Raw genomic sequence first — 16397 nt, 5'->3', positions numbered from 1 at the left:
CAAGCCGCACCCCTGCTGCTGTGGTCGTTTCTCGCCCGGCTTGACACCGCCAAACCGGGCAGGTTGGCTGCGCCCGCTGACGCGGCGAGGGACCCAGAACCAACACCCCGCATGGTCCTTCGGACCCAGCCAACGACATCGCCAGTCGCGCTGGCTCGTCACCAACGGCAGCGGCCGAGGCGCCAGTTCTCACCGGAACCGGGCGGCCTGGCCGCACCGGTCTGCGCGCTGCCCTGCCGTCGGCCGCCGATGCTTCGTGCGCGGTGGCTCGGGCCGGCGCGTATTCGTGTACACCGATGCCGCTGGCCGCCAGTGCAGATAGCCGCACTGCTGGCGCCTACTCGGCCACCAGCCAAGCCGCCGCATCCACCGGCAGCACCGTCCCCTCCACCGGCTCCGAGGCGATCAGCACCCGGTGCCCCGCCGGCAGCTCCACCGGTGCCGCCGACAGGTTCGCGTAGCAGATCACCTCGCCGCGGCGGAAGGCGAGCACGCCGTCCGGCGCGTTCGGCAGCCACTCCAGTGCCGTGCTGGCTCCGAGGCCGCGGTTCAGCCAGTCGCGGCGGGTTCGCAGGAGTGCGCGGTAGCGCGACAGGGTCGAGTCAGGTTCCTGTTCTTCGGCTGCGGCTGTGCGGTTCTTCCACTCCGCGGGCTGTGGCAGCCATGGCGCCGTCGCGCCGTCCGGGGAGAAGCCGAACGGCGGCGCGTCGCCGGACCAGGGCAGTGGCACGCGGCAGCCGTCGCGCACCGGGCCGTCGTGGTCCTTGTAGCGCCGGTTCGGGTCCTGCCATACCGACGGCGGCAGGTCCTCGACCTCCGGCAGCCCCAGTTCCTCGCCCTGGTAGACGTACGTGCCGCCGGGCAGCGCGTTGATCAGCTGGACCGCCGCTCGGGCCCGGCGCTCGCCGAGTGCGTGGTCCACCGGCGTCCCGTATAGGTGGCGGGCGTCGGCCAGCGATGTGTGCGCGCGGCCGTAGCGGGTGGCGTGGCGGATCACGTCGTGGTTCGACAGCACCCATGTCGGTGGTGCGCCGACGGCCGCCAGCACGTCCAGCGTCGCGTCGATCTCCGTCCGCAGCGCCGAAGCCTCCCACGGGCAGCTCAGCAGGCCGAAGTTGAACGCCGTGTGCAGCCGCGTCGATGTCAGGTACCGCGCCACGCGCGAGGCGTCCGCCACCCACGCCTCGGCGACGAAGACCCGCTCGCCCTCGTACGAGTCCGCGACTCGGCGCCAGTCCTCGTAGATCGCCAGGGTCTCGTCGCGGTCGAAGTAGGGGTGGTCCTCCGTCGCCGCGTCGAGCATCCCGCCGGCCTCGCGCGAGGCCAGGTCGGGGAACGCAGGGTCCTTCGTCAGGCCGTGCGCCACGTCGATCCGGAAGCCGTCCACCCCCAGGTCCAGCCAGAACCGCAGGATGTCCTCGAACTCCCGCCGTACCTGCTGATTCGTCCAGTTCAGGTCCGGCTGCTCCGGGGCGAACAGGTGCAGGTACCAGTCCCCGGGCTTGCCGTCGGCGTCCACGGTCCGGGTCCACGCCGGCCCGCCGAAGATCGACGGCCAGTCCGTCGGCGGCTCCGAGCCGTCCGCGCCGCGCCCCGGCCGGAAGTGGTACCGCGCCCGTGCCTCGGAACCTGGCCCGGCAGCCAGCGCCGATTGGAACCAGGCGTGCTGATCCGAGGTGTGGTTCGGCACGATGTCCAGGATCAGCCGCAGTCCGTGCGCATGCGCCTCCTGAATCAGGGCCTTGGCATCGTCCAGGTCGCCGAACAGCGGATCCAGCCGCCGGTAGTCGCTCACGTCGTACCCCGCGTCCACCTGCGGCGAGGCGTACCAGGGGTTCAGCCACAACGCGTCCACCCCGAGTGCCGCCAGGTACGGCAGCCGCGAGCGCAGCCCGGCGACGTCGCCGACCCCGTCGCCGTTCCCGTCGGCGAAGCTGCGTATGTAGACCTGGTAGATGACGGCGTCACGCCACCAACTGCTCATTGATTTCACTCCGAGACTAGAAAAGGGAGAACGCTCAGGCACTCTCGACCCGCCAGACATGGAACGCCGGTCCGTCGGACGGCAGCTGAACGCCAGGACTCAGATCGGGTCCGCCGAGCAGATGCGAGGCGGCGAACGGGGCGGTCAGGGGCCGGTGCGCCGCCCGGTTGACCTGGACCACCAGCCTCTCCCCGGGCAACGCCCGTTCGAACAGCACGACGTCGTCCGCGGTGTGCAGCCACCGCAACCCGCCGGAGCGCAGGGCCGGATGCGAACGCCGCAGCGCGATCAGCGAGCGGTACACCTCATACGTACCCTGATCCCACGTGCTCTCATCCCAGGGGAAAGCCCGCCGTCCGTCCTCGTTGTGCAGGGCGCCGTGCACCCCGACCTCGTCCCCGGCGAACACCATCGGCAGCCCCGGCAGCGTCATCAGCAGCGCCACCCCCAGCGCCTGCCGCCCCGCGCCGCCGACCAGCGACCGGAACCGCGGCATGTCGTGCGAATCCAGCAGCGTCATGTTGTGCGTGACCGCACGCCACGGGATCAGCGCCGCGAACTCCCGCATCACCGAGGCCATCTCGCCTCCGCCGAGAACCGGCGGCCGGCCCGGCACGCCCCACAGCTCGGGCGTGTCGGCCTGGCCCAGCCAGCCCAGCACCGGCCGCGTGAACCCGGCGTACGCCATCGTCCCGTGCCAGCCGTCGCCGCGCAGCGTCGCGGACGCGTCAAACTGGTGCTCAGCCAGGACAAGGGAATCCGGCGCCGTCTTGAGCAACGTCTCGCGCACCGAACGCGCCATCCGCGCGTTGAGATCGATCGCCCCGTACCGCCCCGCCGACTGCGCCACGTCCACGCGCCAGCCGTCCAGCCCGAACTCGGTGAGGTAGCGGGCGATCACCGAATCAGGGCCTTCATACAGCCGCCGCCGCATCTCTTCGGACCGGTGGTCGAGCTTGGGCAGCGACGGCACGCCGAAGAACGACGCGTACTGGCTGCGATCCGCGCCGAAGTAGTAGAACCCTGCTTCGGGGCTGGCCGGATCGGCCTGTCCACGGCGGAACCAAGGGTGCTGATCCCCGGTGTGGTTCAGAGTGATGTCGCCGATGACCCGGATCCCGCGCAGATGCGCCTGGGCCGTCAGCTCCTTGAGCGCTTCATCCCCGCCGAGCAGCGGGTCGACGACGTCGAACGACGAGGCGTCGTACCGGTGGTTGGACCGCGAGGGGAAGAACGGCGTCAGGTACAGCGCGTCGATCCCGAGCCCGCGGAGGTAGTCGAGCTTCTCCGTGACGCCCCATAATGTTCCGCCGTAGATCTGTTTGGTGCCGGCTGGGGTGCCGTACGCGACCGGATCATCCCATTCAGCCGGAACGGCCCAATCCGGCAGCTCCCCGACGGGATGCGCCGCCGACCGCGCGAACCGGTCGGGGAAGATTTCGTACACCACCGCACCCTCCGCCCAAGTTGGTGGCGGGTCGTACGTCGGAAGCCGGAAATCCGCGATGTCGGTGACGTCGATCGTGCTGAGCCCGAGTCCGTTGAGCCAGGTCCTTCGCCCCGGCGTCTCCAGCAGGAAGCGATACCCGAGCTCCGCGTTGACGACTGGCACGCTCGCACGCCACCAGACCTCCTCGCCCTCTTCCCGATCCACCTGTGCCTCGACGTAGGCCGGTTCGCCGTCCGGTGTGGACCGCACGTGTACCCGCTTCGCTGCCAGCGCCTTGGAGGTGCGGACGAATACATCCGCTTTGTCTCCGACCCGGGGCGCGGGATCGCCGACGTACAAAGGGGAGCCGTCGTGGTGGGCTGAGGGACCGAGAGCAGGGGGATTCACGAGCCAGACGCTAAGCAAACGAGTCGTGATCCGTAAGGGGTTGCCGATGTTTGCCGCAGCGTTTCACTCTTTTGCTTCCATGTTTCGCAACGCAACACCTATAGTGCGGCGCATGTCTTCTCGACTCGACGACATAGCCCGGCAGGCCGGCGTCAGCAAGGCCACGGTCTCCCGCGTCCTCAACGAACGCCCCGGCGTCAGCCCGCAGCTGCGCAAGGCGGTGCTGACCGCGCTGGACGTCCTCGGCTACGAACGTCCCTCCCGCCTGCGGCCCCGCAGCGCCGGCCTGGTCGGCCTATTGCTGCCGGAGCTGGAGAGCCCGATCTATCCGCTGTGCGCGCAGGTCATCGAGACCAACCTGTCGCGCCAGGGCTTCACGCCGGTGCTGTGCTCCCAGACGCCGGAGGGCGCGGGGGAGGACGAGTACGTCGGCATGCTGCTGGACCGCGGCGTCTCCGGCGTCATCTTCGTCTCCGGCATGCACGCCGACACCGGCCAGGACCACTCCCGCTACCGGGATCTGGTGGCGCAGCGGCTGCCGCTGGTGTTCGTCAACGGCTTCATCCCGAACCTGGAGGCGCCGTTCATCTCCTGCGACGACCGCGCCGCCGGGGAGCTGGCCGTGGCGCACCTGGCCGAGCTCGGACACCGCCGGATCGGGCTGCTGCTGTCCTCCGACCGGCACGTCCCGGCCCGCCGGCAGCTGGCCGGCTACCGGACCGCGATGGAGACCGGCTTCGGCGCCGGGGGATACGACCCGGACCTGGTCGACATCTCCTTCCCCGGGGTCGAGGGCGGCTACGCGGGGGCTTCCAGGCTGTTGCAGCGCAACGTGACGGCCATCGTCTGCGGCTCGGACATGATGGCGCTCGGTGCGATCCGGGCCCTGAAGCAGCACCACAAGCGGGTCCCGGAGGACGTTTCCGTGATCGGTTACGACGATTCAGTCCTCATGGGCTATACCGACCCGCCGCTGACCACCGTGCGCCAGCCGGTGCTCTCGATGGGCGTCGCCGCAGCCCGGACGTTGATCGACCAGATCCGCGGGGTGACCATCCGCAAGACCGAGTCGCTGTTCTTCCCCGAGTTGGTCGTGCGGGCCTCCACGGGGCCTCTTGCAGAAACGTAGAAACAGAAGTGCGCATAGCTGCAACGGCGACGCAAGAAGCTGCAACGGATTGTCTGGCGCGAGTTTCCGGTTAGGGTCTGCCGTGTTAACAGCGAGTCACAGCCGGACCCCACCGCCGTCAATGCTCTGACCTGTGGCGCGGAGGTCGGGCGCGGGTGCTTTCCTTTCTTTCCCTTCCCTTCCCTCAACAACTGACCAAAGGGGTCATGGTGAGATACCGTCCCTCCTTGACGACCGCGGCTGTCGCGGTCGTAGCGGCAGCTCTTTCCCTGACCGGCTGCTCCAGCTCGTCCTCGAAGTCCGCCGCCGCGGGCTCGTCGTCCTCGACGAGCTCGGCCTCCTCGCCGTCCGCGACGAGTTCCAGCTCCGCCGCGTCGGCGCCCTCGTCCTCCTCCAGCGCCCCGCCGGTCCGCGACCCCAACACGGACCTGGTGATCTGGACCGACGCGCAGCGGGCCCCGGTGCTCCAGCAGTTCGCGCAGAGCTTCGCCAGCGCCAACGGCATCTCGGTGAGCGTCCAGCCGGTGGCCACCGACCTGCAGTCGGCGTACGTCACCGCGACCGCCGCGGGCAAGGGCCCGGACATCGTGGTCGGCGCCACCGACTGGATCGGCAACCTGGTGCAGAACGGCGCCATCTCGCCGCTGCCGCTGGCCGCGTCGCAGAAGAGCGCCTTCGAGACCACCGCGCTGAACGCCGTCACCTACAACGGCCAGGTCTACGGCGTCCCCTACGCGACCGAGAACCTCGCGTTGATCACCAACACCGGTGAGGCAGCGTCGAACCCGGCGACCTTCGAGGCGATGGTGGCCAACGGCCAGGCCGCGGTGAAGGCCGGCGAGGCCTCAGAGGCGCTGGCGATGCAGATCGGCCAGCAGGGCGACCCGTACACGGCGCAGCCGCTGATGGGCTCGGCCGGCGGCTTCATCTTCGGTACGAAGGCCGACGGCAGCTACGACCCCTCGCAGGTCGGCGTCGACAACACCGGTGCCAAGGCGTTCGCCGCGCAGCTGGCCAAGTACGGCGAGAAGGGCCAGAACGTCTTCAAGCGCTCCATCGACGCCAACAACGCGGTGTCGCTGTTCACCTCCGGCAAGACCCCGTACCTGATCTCCGGCCCGTGGGCGCTGGCGCAGGTCCGCAAGGCCGGCCTGAAGTACGCGATCAGCCCGGTCCCCGGCTTCGCGGGCATGGGCCCGTCGGCCCCGTTCGTCGGCGTGCAGGCCTTCTACGTCTCGGCCAAGGCCAAGAACACGGCCTTGGCGCAGGAGTTCACGTTGAACTACCTGACGAAGAAGGACGTCGAGGAGGCGCTGTACAAGGTCGACCCGCGCGCGCCGGCCCTCACCGAGGCCTACAACGACGTGTCCAAGACCGACCCGGACATCGCCGCCTTCCAGGCCGCCGCTGCACACGGCGTCGTGCTCCCGCAGATCCCGGCGATGTCCGCAGTCTGGGGCCCGCTCGGCATCGCCGAAGCGGCGATCGTCGGCGGCGCCGACCCGAACACGGCGATGACGAACGCGGCCACGCAGATCAAGGCCGCGATCGCCAAGGGCTGACCGGGCCGGTACCTCCTCGTCCTCGTCCGGATCAGTCCTTCCACCCCCCGAACCTCCGGCGGTGCGGCGTCCCGATTTGCCCCCGGGCCGTCGCACCGTGCGGAGCCGAGAGAAAAGGGAGCGGCCATGACCGCCTCGCCCGCTGAGCGTCTGGCGCGCTTGTCGTGGCCGCGGGTCGTCTTCGTCGGGCTCGTCGCGGCCTTCGCCGTCCTCACGATCCCGACCCTGGTCGGCAAGCACTCGTGGACCGGTGTGACGATCTCCGTCGCGGTGACGGCGATCCTCGCCTACGTCTACCTGACCCCGAAGCGGATCGCCGCGCGCTACCTGGTGCCCGGCACGATCCTGTTGCTGGCGTTCCAGGTCTACCCGATCGGCTACACGATCAGCACCGCGTTCACCGACTACGGCGACGGGCACCGGCTGACCCAGTCCCAGGCCGTGGCCCAGCTGGAGGCCGACTCGGTGCTGGAGCAGCCCGGCGCGCAGCGCTACGAGCTGTCGGTGGCGACCAGGACCGCCGACACCTCCGGTCCGTTCGTCTTCTTCCTCACCGACCCGAACAGCAAGGTCGAGCGCGGCGACGCCGCCGGGCTCACGCCGGTGCCGGACGCGCAGGTGACCAAGGACCCGTTCACCGGCAAGGTGATCACGGCACAAGGCTGGCACATCCTGACCGGCATCCAGGTCAACGGTTTGGGCCAGCGGCTGGCCGCGTTCGAGGTGCCGGTCTCCGGCGGCTTCATCAAGTCCGTCGGCCTGTCCGAGGCGTACGTCGGCCAGTTCACGATGAAGTACGACGCCGCCGCGCACACCATGACCGACGCCCGCACCAACACCGTCTACAAGGCTTCCAACGGTGCGTTCAAGGCGGTCGACGGCTCCGGCAAGACGCTGCCGATCGGCTGGAAGATCAACGTCGGGTTCAAGAACTTCACGTCGGTGCTCACCGACGCGGCCATCCGCGGACCGTTCCTGCGCGTCCTCATCTGGACGATCACCTTCGCGATCCTGTCGGTTCTGACGACCTTCGGCCTGGGCCTGCTGCTCGCGGTGGTCATGGACCATCCACGGATGCGCGGCCGAAGGCTATACAGCTCCCTGCTTCTCCTTCCCTATGCGATGCCGGCGTTCATCTCCACGCTGGTCTGGTCGAGCATGTACAACAAGGACTTCGGCCTGCTGAACAAGCTGTTCGGCACGCACATCGACTGGCTCGGCAGCCCCTGGGCCGCGCGCGGCTCGGTGCTGCTGACCAACCTGTGGCTCGGCTTCCCCTACATGTTCCTGGTCTGCGCGGGCCTGTTGCAGGCGGTGCCGCAGGAACTCAAGGAGGTCGCGAAGGTCGACGGCGCCTCGCCGTTCCGTGTCTTCCGCTCGGTGACCATGCCCACGGTGCTGATCGGCGCGATGCCGCTGCTGATCGCGTCCTTCGGCTACAACTTCAACAACTTCAACGTGATCCGGCTGCTGACCGACGGCGGTCCGTACCCCTCCGGCAGTTCCACGGCCGGCGACACGGACATCCTGATCAGCTACACCTACCGCCTGGCGTTCGGCGGCCAGGGCGCGCAGTACGGCCTGGCCTCGGCGATCTCGTTCCTGATCTTCGTCCTGGTCGGCCTGATCTCCTACGCCGGCTTCCGGCAGACCCGCCAGCTGGAGGAGGTGTACGCGCGATGATGAAGGACCGGATGTGGTGGCGCCACCTGGTGGGCCTGGCCGCCCTGGTGTTCGCGCTCGTCCCGATCATCTTCCTGATATCGGCCGCGCTGAACCCGGTCGGCACGTTGTCCACGACCTCGCTGATCCCGACCGGCGCCAGCTTCTCCAACTTCACCAAGCTGTTCCACGACCCGAACTCGCCCTACGTCCGCTGGTATCTCAATACCCTGGTGATCTGCGGCGTCTCGGCGGTTCTCAACGTCCTGATCGGCGTGAGCGGCGCGTACGCCTTCTCCCGGCTCAGTTTCCGCGGCCGCCGACCGGGCCTCACTGGCATCCTGCTCGTCCAGATGTTCCCGAACTTCATCTCGCTGACCGCGCTGTACCTGACGTTCATCAGTATCGGCGACGTGCTTCCGGCGGCCGGTCTGAACACCTCGCTCGGCCTGATCCTGGTGTACCTCGGCGGCGCGATGGGGGTGAACACCTGGCTGCTCAAGGGATATCTCGACACCATCCCCAAGGAGCTGGACGAGGCCGCGCGCATCGACGGCGCGACCGAGAACCAGGTGTTCTTCCGCGTCATCCTCCCGCTGGCCGTTCCGATGCTGGTGGTCGTGGGGCTGTTCTCGTTCGTGTCCTTCCTGAACGAGATCCTGCTGGCCGGGGTGTTCCTCACCGACACCACGCACAAGACGCTGGCCGTCGGCCTGTACGGCCTGGTCTCCGGCAACCACAACACCGACTACGGCGAGTTCGCCGCCGGGTCGCTGCTCGCGGGTGTTCCCGTCGTCCTGATCTACCTCTACCTCCAGAAGTATCTCGTCAAGGGCTTGACGGCGGGCGCCGTCAAGGGCTGATCCACATCATTCGGATATTCGGATAGGAGAGGCACCATGCACAGACGCCGCAGACTCACGTTGGTCGGCACGGCCGTGAGCCTGGCTGCGGCCACCGCGGTGACCGCCGCCGCCGCCGCCGCCCTGGACTCGACCGCCGCTGCATTGAGCTCCACGCCGGTCAGTACCGGCGACATGACTTCTGATGTGATCTACCAACTGCTGACCGACCGCTTCTCCAACGGCGACACCAGCAACGACAACCCGTCGTCCGCGCCGAACCTGAACGACCCCACGCACAACAACTGGCAGGAGTACTGGGGCGGCGACTTCGCCGGCGTCACCGCCAAGATGCAGTACCTGTCCGACCTCGGCGTCGGCGCCATCTGGATCTCGCCGCCGGTGCAGAACGTCAACGTGCCGGTCCCGGACAGCAGCGGCAACACCACCGCCGGGTACCACGGCTACTGGGGAATGGACTTCTACACCCCCGAGCCGCACTTCGGGCAGTGGGCCGACTTCGACACCATGGTCGCCGCGGCGCACGCCAAGGGCATCAAGGTGATCATGGACTGGGCCGCCAACCACTCCAACCCCGAGGACACCAGCAACCCGAACTACGGGGCCGGCGGCGCGCTGAAGCAGAACGGGACCACACTGTCGACGTACGACAACGACCCGAACGGCTACTTCCACCACAACGGCGGCGTCGCGGACTACAACAACCTGTACGACGTCGAGTACCAGAACCTGTTCAACCTCGCCGACCTGGCGCAGGAGAACCCGTCGGTCACCAACTACCTGCAGGGCGCCGTCGACACCTGGCTCGGCCACGGCGTGGACGGCATCCGCATGGACGCCGTCAAGCACATGCCCGGCGGCTGGCTGAAGGGCTACGTCGACCACATCGAGAACTCGCACAGCGTGTTCATGTACGGCGAGTGGGCCGACCCGAGCAGCGCGGCGTTGTTCCCGAACGAGGTGAAGTTCGCGAACACCGACGGGCAGTCGCTGCAGAACTTCGACCTGAACCAGGCCGAACGTGACGTGTTCGCCAGCAACGCGAACATGTCCGAGTTGGACTCCGCGCTCAGCCGCCAGCAGAGCTCCTTCAACTGGTCCAACGACCTGGTGGACTTCGTCGACAGCCAGGACGAGAACCGCTTCCTGTCGATCAACAACAACACCACGCTGCTGGACCAGGCGACTGTGGTGAACATGACCGTGCCAGGCATCCCGTCGGTGTACTACGGCGACGAGAACTACCTGCACAACGACACCACGAACTCCTTCGGCCAGGTCGGCGGCGACCCCTATAACCGGCCGATGGTGAGCTCGTTCGCCGAGAACAGCCGCAACTTCGGTATCACCCAGAAGCTGGCGGGCCTGCGCAAAAGCAACCCCGCCCTGCGCTACGGCAGCTCGACCCAGCGCTGGATCAACAACGACGTGTACGTCTACGAGCGCAAGTTCTACAACGACACGGTCCTGGTCGCGGTGAACAAGAGCACGTCGACCGGCTACGCGTTGTCGAACCTGAGCACCGCGCTGCCCGCCGGCAGCTACAACGACGTTCTCGGCGGCGCCCTCGGCGGCGGCACGCTCACCGTCAACGCCGGCACCGGCGGGAACAACCCCACCGGCGCCTACACCCTGAACCCGGGCCAGGCCGCGGTGTGGTCCTACGTCGCCCCGGCGCAGTCCACGCCGCAGGTCGGCAACGTCGGCCCGACGATCGGCCACAGCGGCGACAAGGTGGCCGTGACCGGCGTGAACTTCGGGTCCTCCGCCGGCACCGCCACGGTCGGCGGCGTCCCGGCGACCGTGGACTACTGGTCGGACGGCGAGGCGGACATCACGATCCCCTCGGGCGTCACGCCGGGGCTGGCCCCGGTGGTGCTGAAGTCCTCCGGCGGGACGGCGAGCAACGCCATCTCGTACCACGTGGAGACCGGGACGCTGGTCCCGGTGACGTTCACCGTCACCGGCACCTCGACCTCGCCGGGCGACGAGATCTACCTGGCCGGCGACCAGGACGAGCTGGGGAACTGGAGCACCGACACCTCGGTCGCGATCGGTCCGCTGCTGGACCCGAACTACCCGACGTGGTTCAGCCTGGCCGGCGTCCCGGCCGGGGCCAACATCCAGTTCAAGTTCTTCGTCAAGCACTCGGACGGCACCGTCACCTGGGAAGGCGGCTCCAACCACACGTACACCGTGCCGTCGTCCGGGACGGGGAACGTGACCGTCGCCTGGTGAGGCGCGTCTCTGATTCCTGATGAGAACAGGCGGCGACCGGGTTGAGGGGCCCGGTCGCCGCCGCTTGCTGTTCACGTGGACGGTGCCGCGTGGCTGCCCGGGATCGACGAGAATACGCTCATGTATCGCCTCCAGGCCGTCATCGCCGCCGAGCCCGTGCTCCGCACGCTGGCCGACGGGGTCGAGCACGTGCTCCTGGCCCCGCTCGACCAGGGCTTGGCGCTGCTCCCGATCACCGACGCGGTCGCCGGGTCCGGCCTCCTGCTGGGTGATTGGTCGATGCAGGGCGCCGTCGCCTACGTCGAGGCCGACTACTGGGGCGGAGCCGGGACGCAAAGTGCGCAGGTCTGGAGCGGCGGACATATGGTGTTCGGCCCACTGAGCAGCGTTGAAGGCGAGCCTTTTCCGCCCGAGGGCAGTCCGATCTCGCAAGCCCTGCGGCTCCTCGGTGCCGGCAAGGGTGACTTCTACGACGAGTTCGACGCGGTGGGGCTCGGCCGGCACCGGGATACAGATCGCTGGCTGTCGGCTGCGGATTAGGTGCGCAGCCGCCGCTGCTCACCGCGACGGCCCGAGCTTCACATCCGTCTGGTCGATCACACCGCCGTCCATCGAGGCCGGCAGCATCGCGCGCACCGTGTTCGCGGTCGCAGTCTTGCTCCCGCGCCACCCGGAGACATCCGTCCCGGCCGGCGCCTTCGACGCCACGTAGGCCGCGTACACGCCGAACCACTGCGCGTCCGTGTACGGCGACCAGCCGTGCGGCTTCTCGCGGCCGTAGGTGAAGGTCGCGTCGGCCGGCGGCGAGGTCTGCGCATCGAGGTTCTTCTGGAGCAGCTCCACCGCGTCGTTCAGGAAGTACGTGTCCATGTCGCCGACGTACATGTGGATCTCGCCCCGGAGTTGCGGGCCCAGCGTGGACCATTCGGCCGCCAGCTTCGCGTCCAGGTCCTTCGGCTTCCACTGCGCGGCCACGGTGTGGTCGATCGCGCCGGTGCGCTTGTCCCACACCAGTGCCGGGTAGCCGTCCTTGCCCTGCGGGCCGTAGACCGCCTCCCAGATCGCCCAGGCGCCGCCGCTGCGGTCGTGGTCGCCGATGGCCAGCTCCCACAGGTTCTCCTGCGCCATGTCGTAGATGGAGTCGCCGGCGGTGTTGCGGTCGTCGGGGCGCTGGGTCGGGTAGTCGAACTGGCGCAGGGTGTTGTAGGCGTTGGCGTCGTCGTAGATGTCGACGATCTGGTGGCGGTGGAAGTCCACCGGGTCGGGGTAGCCGGCGAAGGTGCCGCCGTAGACGCCCGGGTTGAACACCAGCGAGGCCAGCGCTTCCCAGCCGCCTGTCGAGCCGCCGGAGGTGACGCGGGCCCAGGGCGCTGCGATGGTGCGGAACTGGGCGTCCAGGGCCGGGATCAGTTCCTGGGTGGTCGCGGTGCCGTAGGGGCCGACGTTGGGGGAGTCGACCTCGTAGGAGGAGTCGTAGAAGGGGTTCTCTTCGCGCACCTCGATGCTGATGAACTTCGGGGAGCTCGGGTTGAGCCAGAACTGGGAGAAGGCGTTGCCGCCGTTCTCCTTGAAGCCGTGCGGCGCGTTCTCGGTGAAGTGCGCGAAGTGGTACTCGACCGGGTAGCGCACGTTCGCGTTCTTCGGGTCGTCGTACCCCTGCGGCAGCAGGACATTGGCGCCGACGTAGATCGGCGTGCCCCAGAACTTCGTCAGCGCCGGACTCAGGATCTTGATGTGCTGCACGTGCTGGCTGTCGGTGGGGTTGCCCTGCTGGCAGGTGCCGCCGGCCGGGATCGGGTCGGACGGCGTGATGACGTGGTCCAGGGACAGCTTGAGCGGCTTGTCCTCGTCGCCGGTGACGGTGATCCACTGCGGCGTGCTGTACATGTTCTGCGGCGAGTTGAAGTTGTCCTGGCCGTCGCCGCAGGGCATGTGCAGCTGGACGGTCGAGCCGTCGCCGCGGTGGAAGGTGTCGTAGACGGTGAAGAAGGCCTGCACGTAGTAGCGGCCCGGCGGCAGCTGGTTGAGCGTGGCCAGCGGGTAGCCGTACGTCGCGGCGCCGGAGTCCAGGTGCACCGAGCGCCCGGGGCGGAGCCCCTCGACGTCCCGGCCCCAGTACGGCGCGCCGTTGACGATGTTGATCTGCTCCCGGGGCTCGGAGCTCGCGGTGGTCGACACGATCACGAAGGCCCGGCCGTCGGCCGGCGTGGCCCGGGTCGCGGCGGGGAAGGAGACGTCGAACTTCAGCTCGTGCCGCGGCCGGGCGGCCGCGGCGGTGGCGCCCACGAGGGCCAGCACCAGGGTGAGGAGGACGGCGGTACGTTTGCGCAGGGACAGCCGACGAGACATGCGGCACCTCCGGGGCACGCTGTCGGGGGGAGCGGGACGCTGCGATCCTTACCCGGGGCTGGGCTGGCAGAATCCTGATTAGAGGTTTACGGTGCCTGGCGATTCCGGGAACGCGGGGGCGGTGCGGCGGGGGTTGGCGGGCGCGGCGGTTGTGTCGGATCGGGACGCTGGCAAGCGTGTCGGCGCGGCAGTCGGCGTGTTTGTCGGCTGGGTTGTCCGCTGGGCTGTCCGCCGGATTCCGGTCGGTGAGTCACCGTCTGCCGCGGCCTCAACAGCGGCCCGCTCGATTCCCCAAACCAGTTCCTCAGCCATCTCCGGCGCGATGACATGCGTGTCGATGTGCACTGAAATAGCCAGCGCACCCTCCGCGTCGTCGATCGTGATCGACAGCGTCTCGGCCGGTTCCGGCCCGCGATGCAGCCACGCGAACGTCGACGCGCCGCGGGGGCGCTGCGGGTCGCGTGCGTTCGGGGCGGCGATGTGGCGGTCGTTGAAGTACACCGCGAAGCGCTCATGTTCGGCGGCGAACCGGCCGAGCATCGCCTCCAGCGCGTCCGGATCGAAGTAGGCGTTCTTCACCGCGGCCAACGTCGCGCCCCGCGCCCGATCCACGGCCTCGTCGAACGTCGTGTCGCCCAACTCCAACACCAACAGCCCGCTCTGTGCCACGAAGCACACGACGTCGGACAGCGCAGGCCGAAACCGGTTCCCGACCCGTGGCCGTATCAGCACCCGATCGGTACCGGCCACCCGTGCGAACGCGATCGCGGTCACGGCGGTGAGCACGGCCGCGTCGTCCACTGCACGCCGGGCGCCGATCGTCGCCACCGCGTCGGCGAGCGCGGGGGAGATGAGGCATCCGGACCAGTGGCGCTGCCGGCGGGGCCCGGGCTTGAGCGTCGGCGGCGGCCCGGCGGCCAGCCGGTCCAGCGCCCTGGCGAAGTACCGCAGGGTCCTGCCGTCGTGCCGACGCCCGGCCTCCGATGCCTGCCAGGCCGCCTGCTCCAGCGGTTGCATACCGGTCGGCTCGGCATGCTCGCGTGCGGCCACCTCGCGCATCATCACCGCGGCCCCACCCGCGTCGAGGGCCAGGTGATGCATGAGGACGACCAGGTGCGTGCACGCGCCGCCACTCCGCACGACGGCCATCCGCACCGGCCACTCGACGCGCAGGTCGTAGGGCCGATGCCGATACACCGCCTCCACTCTCGCGGCCAGCGCATCAGGGTCCTGACCCGGCGGCGTGTCGTAGACCTCCAAGAACGTCTCGCCCTCCGACGCCACCCACTGCTGAACCGCGCCATCCGGCGGGTCGCCAAACACGAGCCGCGTACGCATCGACTGGTATCGGCTGTGCAGATACGCCAACTCCGCCGCGACATCCTCGACCCGCGTGCCAGGAGCCAGCGGCCGCCGCCCACCCTGCGGCAACCAGTTGCGCTGCCGCCTCATCGTGGCCCAGATGTCACGCTGCCCCCACGTCAGCGCCGCACGACCAGCCCCGGCCCCGCCGAACGTCACCCGGATCCGCTGCCCCGGCAACGGCTCCGGCCGCGCCCCCGACCCCAAACCCGGCAGCCACGCACCGGCGAGGAAATCGAGGTACCGCTGCTGCGTCGCGGCATCCGGGTCGGCATCACCCCGCACCTGGCCCCCTCGTCGCGTCGGCGAAAGGGCCAGGATAGGGATATGCGGGTTCTGTGAACTAGAGGTGCGGCAGATCCTGGGGCTTGTGCGCTCACTCTGGTCTGAAGCCCGAAGTCCGTGGCACACCAGCACCAAATCCACTACCGCGAGCCCAAGACCGCACCCGCGCCGCCAGCCGCGTGCCGCGCCCCCGCCTTGGCGCCGTGCCAGCCGCCCGACCACCGCTGGATCCCCGCGCCGCCAGCCGTGTGCAGAGCCGCCGCCTTCTGTACCGTGCCTGCCGCGCGACCACCACCAGGTCAGCCACCTCGCCGGCCGCAGCCCTCAGCGCTGTTCCCGCGCTAAAGGCCGCAGCCGCAGCCCTACCTCTACCGCGCCGCCTCCTCCAAATCCGCAGCCTCCAGCGCGATCGGCGTCCCGACCCGCTCGATCACCTCCCAGTCGTAGTGCATCGGCACCAGCCGGGCCGCGTACCACTCGTCCGTCTGCTCCGGCACGACCCAGCCGCTGTTCTCCCAGTCGCCCAGGTCGAACGCGTACCGGGCGACCGAGCCGGAGCTCGCGGCCGTGGTCTCTATTCCGTGCAGCCCGGCGGCGCGCACCGTTTCGTTGTCGCCGGGCACCGGGCGTCCCGCCACCGCGGGCACTCCCGGCAGCAGTGCGGTGAAGCGGCACTGGTGCAGGCGGCCCCAGGTCCAGTCCTCCAGGTCCGGGCCGATCTCCTTCTCCAAGCGCTCCGCCGTCTGGTCCAGGGCCTGCCCGACCGCATCCGACCAGGTGCCGAACATGGTCACGTCGCCGGCCCGCGCTCCGGCCAGCAGCGCCTGGAACGACAGCCAGAGTGTGCCGGTGCGTTGCTGCGGTGACAGCAGCTGCGCGTGCGAGTCCGCCGCGTCCGGCAGCGGCACCGTCGACAGCAGCTCGCGGCGCGCCTCGGTGTACACCGTCGCGGCGATCGAGCCCAGGCCCATCGTGCCGTCCCAGCCGCGCAGGATCTCAAGGAGCTGCGACCGGCGGCTGCCCTCGGCGGCCTTCACGTGCTCCAGCGACGCCACGAACTCCCGCGCCGTCAGCGACGCCACGTCGCCGTGGATCCGCTCCATCGCCGCCCGGTCCAGCGCCCCGC

The 16397-nt window shown here is 69.2% G+C and carries 12 protein-coding genes; 6 read left to right on the top strand and 6 right to left on the bottom strand.

Annotated elements, in window-relative coordinates; translation table 11 throughout:
* Nucleotides 1-337 precede the first annotated feature (337 nt).
* The gene (locus GWK61_RS42730; protein ID WP_194917790.1) at nucleotides 338-1984 is read right to left on the bottom strand and encodes a glycoside hydrolase family 13 protein; all 1647 of its coding nucleotides are present in this window, start codon (nucleotides 1982-1984) and stop codon (nucleotides 338-340) included.
* A 34-nt stretch (nucleotides 1985-2018) separates the two neighbouring features.
* Entirely contained in the window at nucleotides 2019-3821 is a 1803-nt protein-coding gene (locus tag GWK61_RS42725; protein WP_194917788.1) for a glycoside hydrolase family 13 protein, read from the bottom strand.
* Nucleotides 3822-3933: 112 nt separating this feature from the next.
* Here GWK61_RS42725 and GWK61_RS42720 point away from each other — a divergent pair, with 112 nt between their 5' ends.
* On the top strand, nucleotides 3934-4950 hold the full coding sequence (locus GWK61_RS42720; protein ID WP_194917786.1) for a LacI family DNA-binding transcriptional regulator: 1017 nt from the start codon (nucleotides 3934-3936) through the stop codon (nucleotides 4948-4950).
* A gap of 184 nt (nucleotides 4951-5134) precedes the next feature.
* On the opposite strand, the gene GWK61_RS57535 is transcribed toward GWK61_RS42720, so the two are convergent.
* Nucleotides 5135-5374 (bottom strand): hypothetical protein, encoded by a 240-nt coding sequence (locus GWK61_RS57535; protein ID WP_228563867.1) that lies wholly within the window; start codon nucleotides 5372-5374, stop codon nucleotides 5135-5137.
* 7 nt (nucleotides 5375-5381) lie between these two features.
* On the opposite strand from GWK61_RS57535, the gene GWK61_RS42715 reads away from it, so the two are divergent.
* The 5 genes from GWK61_RS42715 to GWK61_RS42695 all read left to right on the top strand — a co-directional run bounded on the left by GWK61_RS42715 (nucleotide 5382) and on the right by GWK61_RS42695 (nucleotide 11815).
* The gene (locus tag GWK61_RS42715) at nucleotides 5382-6512 is read left to right on the top strand and encodes a sugar ABC transporter substrate-binding protein (protein WP_323748014.1); all 1131 of its coding nucleotides are present in this window, start codon (nucleotides 5382-5384) and stop codon (nucleotides 6510-6512) included.
* 126 nt (nucleotides 6513-6638) lie between these two features.
* On the top strand, nucleotides 6639-8195 hold the full coding sequence (locus GWK61_RS42710; RefSeq protein WP_194917783.1) for an ABC transporter permease subunit: 1557 nt from the start codon (nucleotides 6639-6641) through the stop codon (nucleotides 8193-8195).
* Complete coding sequence (locus GWK61_RS42705; RefSeq protein WP_194917781.1) at nucleotides 8192-9037, top strand: sugar ABC transporter permease; 846 nt, start codon at nucleotides 8192-8194, stop codon at nucleotides 9035-9037. Before GWK61_RS42710 ends, GWK61_RS42705 begins: the two co-directional genes overlap by 4 nt.
* 36 nt (nucleotides 9038-9073) lie before the next feature.
* Nucleotides 9074-11275, top strand: coding sequence for an alpha-amylase family glycosyl hydrolase (locus tag GWK61_RS42700; protein ID WP_194917778.1), 2202 nt, complete (start codon nucleotides 9074-9076; stop codon nucleotides 11273-11275).
* A gap of 120 nt (nucleotides 11276-11395) precedes the next feature.
* Nucleotides 11396-11815, top strand: a complete 420-nt coding sequence (locus GWK61_RS42695) for a hypothetical protein (protein ID WP_194917776.1) — start codon at nucleotides 11396-11398, stop codon at nucleotides 11813-11815.
* An 18-nt stretch (nucleotides 11816-11833) separates the two neighbouring features.
* Here GWK61_RS42695 and GWK61_RS42690 read toward each other — a convergent pair whose 3' ends face one another.
* From GWK61_RS42690 to GWK61_RS42680, 3 genes are all read right to left on the bottom strand, one after another.
* Nucleotides 11834-13624 carry an alpha/beta hydrolase-fold protein gene (locus tag GWK61_RS42690; RefSeq protein WP_194917774.1) on the bottom strand — a complete coding sequence of 597 codons (1791 nt, stop codon included), beginning with the start codon at nucleotides 13622-13624 and terminating at the stop codon, nucleotides 11834-11836.
* 78 nt (nucleotides 13625-13702) lie between these two features.
* Nucleotides 13703-15271, bottom strand: coding sequence for a condensation domain-containing protein (locus GWK61_RS42685; RefSeq protein ID WP_194917772.1), 1569 nt, complete (start codon nucleotides 15269-15271; stop codon nucleotides 13703-13705).
* A gap of 368 nt (nucleotides 15272-15639) precedes the next feature.
* Nucleotides 15640-16397, bottom strand: a 758-nt coding sequence (locus tag GWK61_RS42680) for a penicillin acylase family protein (protein ID WP_194917770.1), incomplete at its 5' end; no start/stop codon positions are given.

Source organism: Catenulispora rubra (genome assembly GCF_015356825.1).
Taxonomy (GTDB): Bacteria; Actinomycetota; Actinomycetes; order Streptomycetales; family Catenulisporaceae; genus Catenulispora; species Catenulispora rubra.
This window is presented reverse-complemented; position numbering and strand designations above follow the sequence as displayed.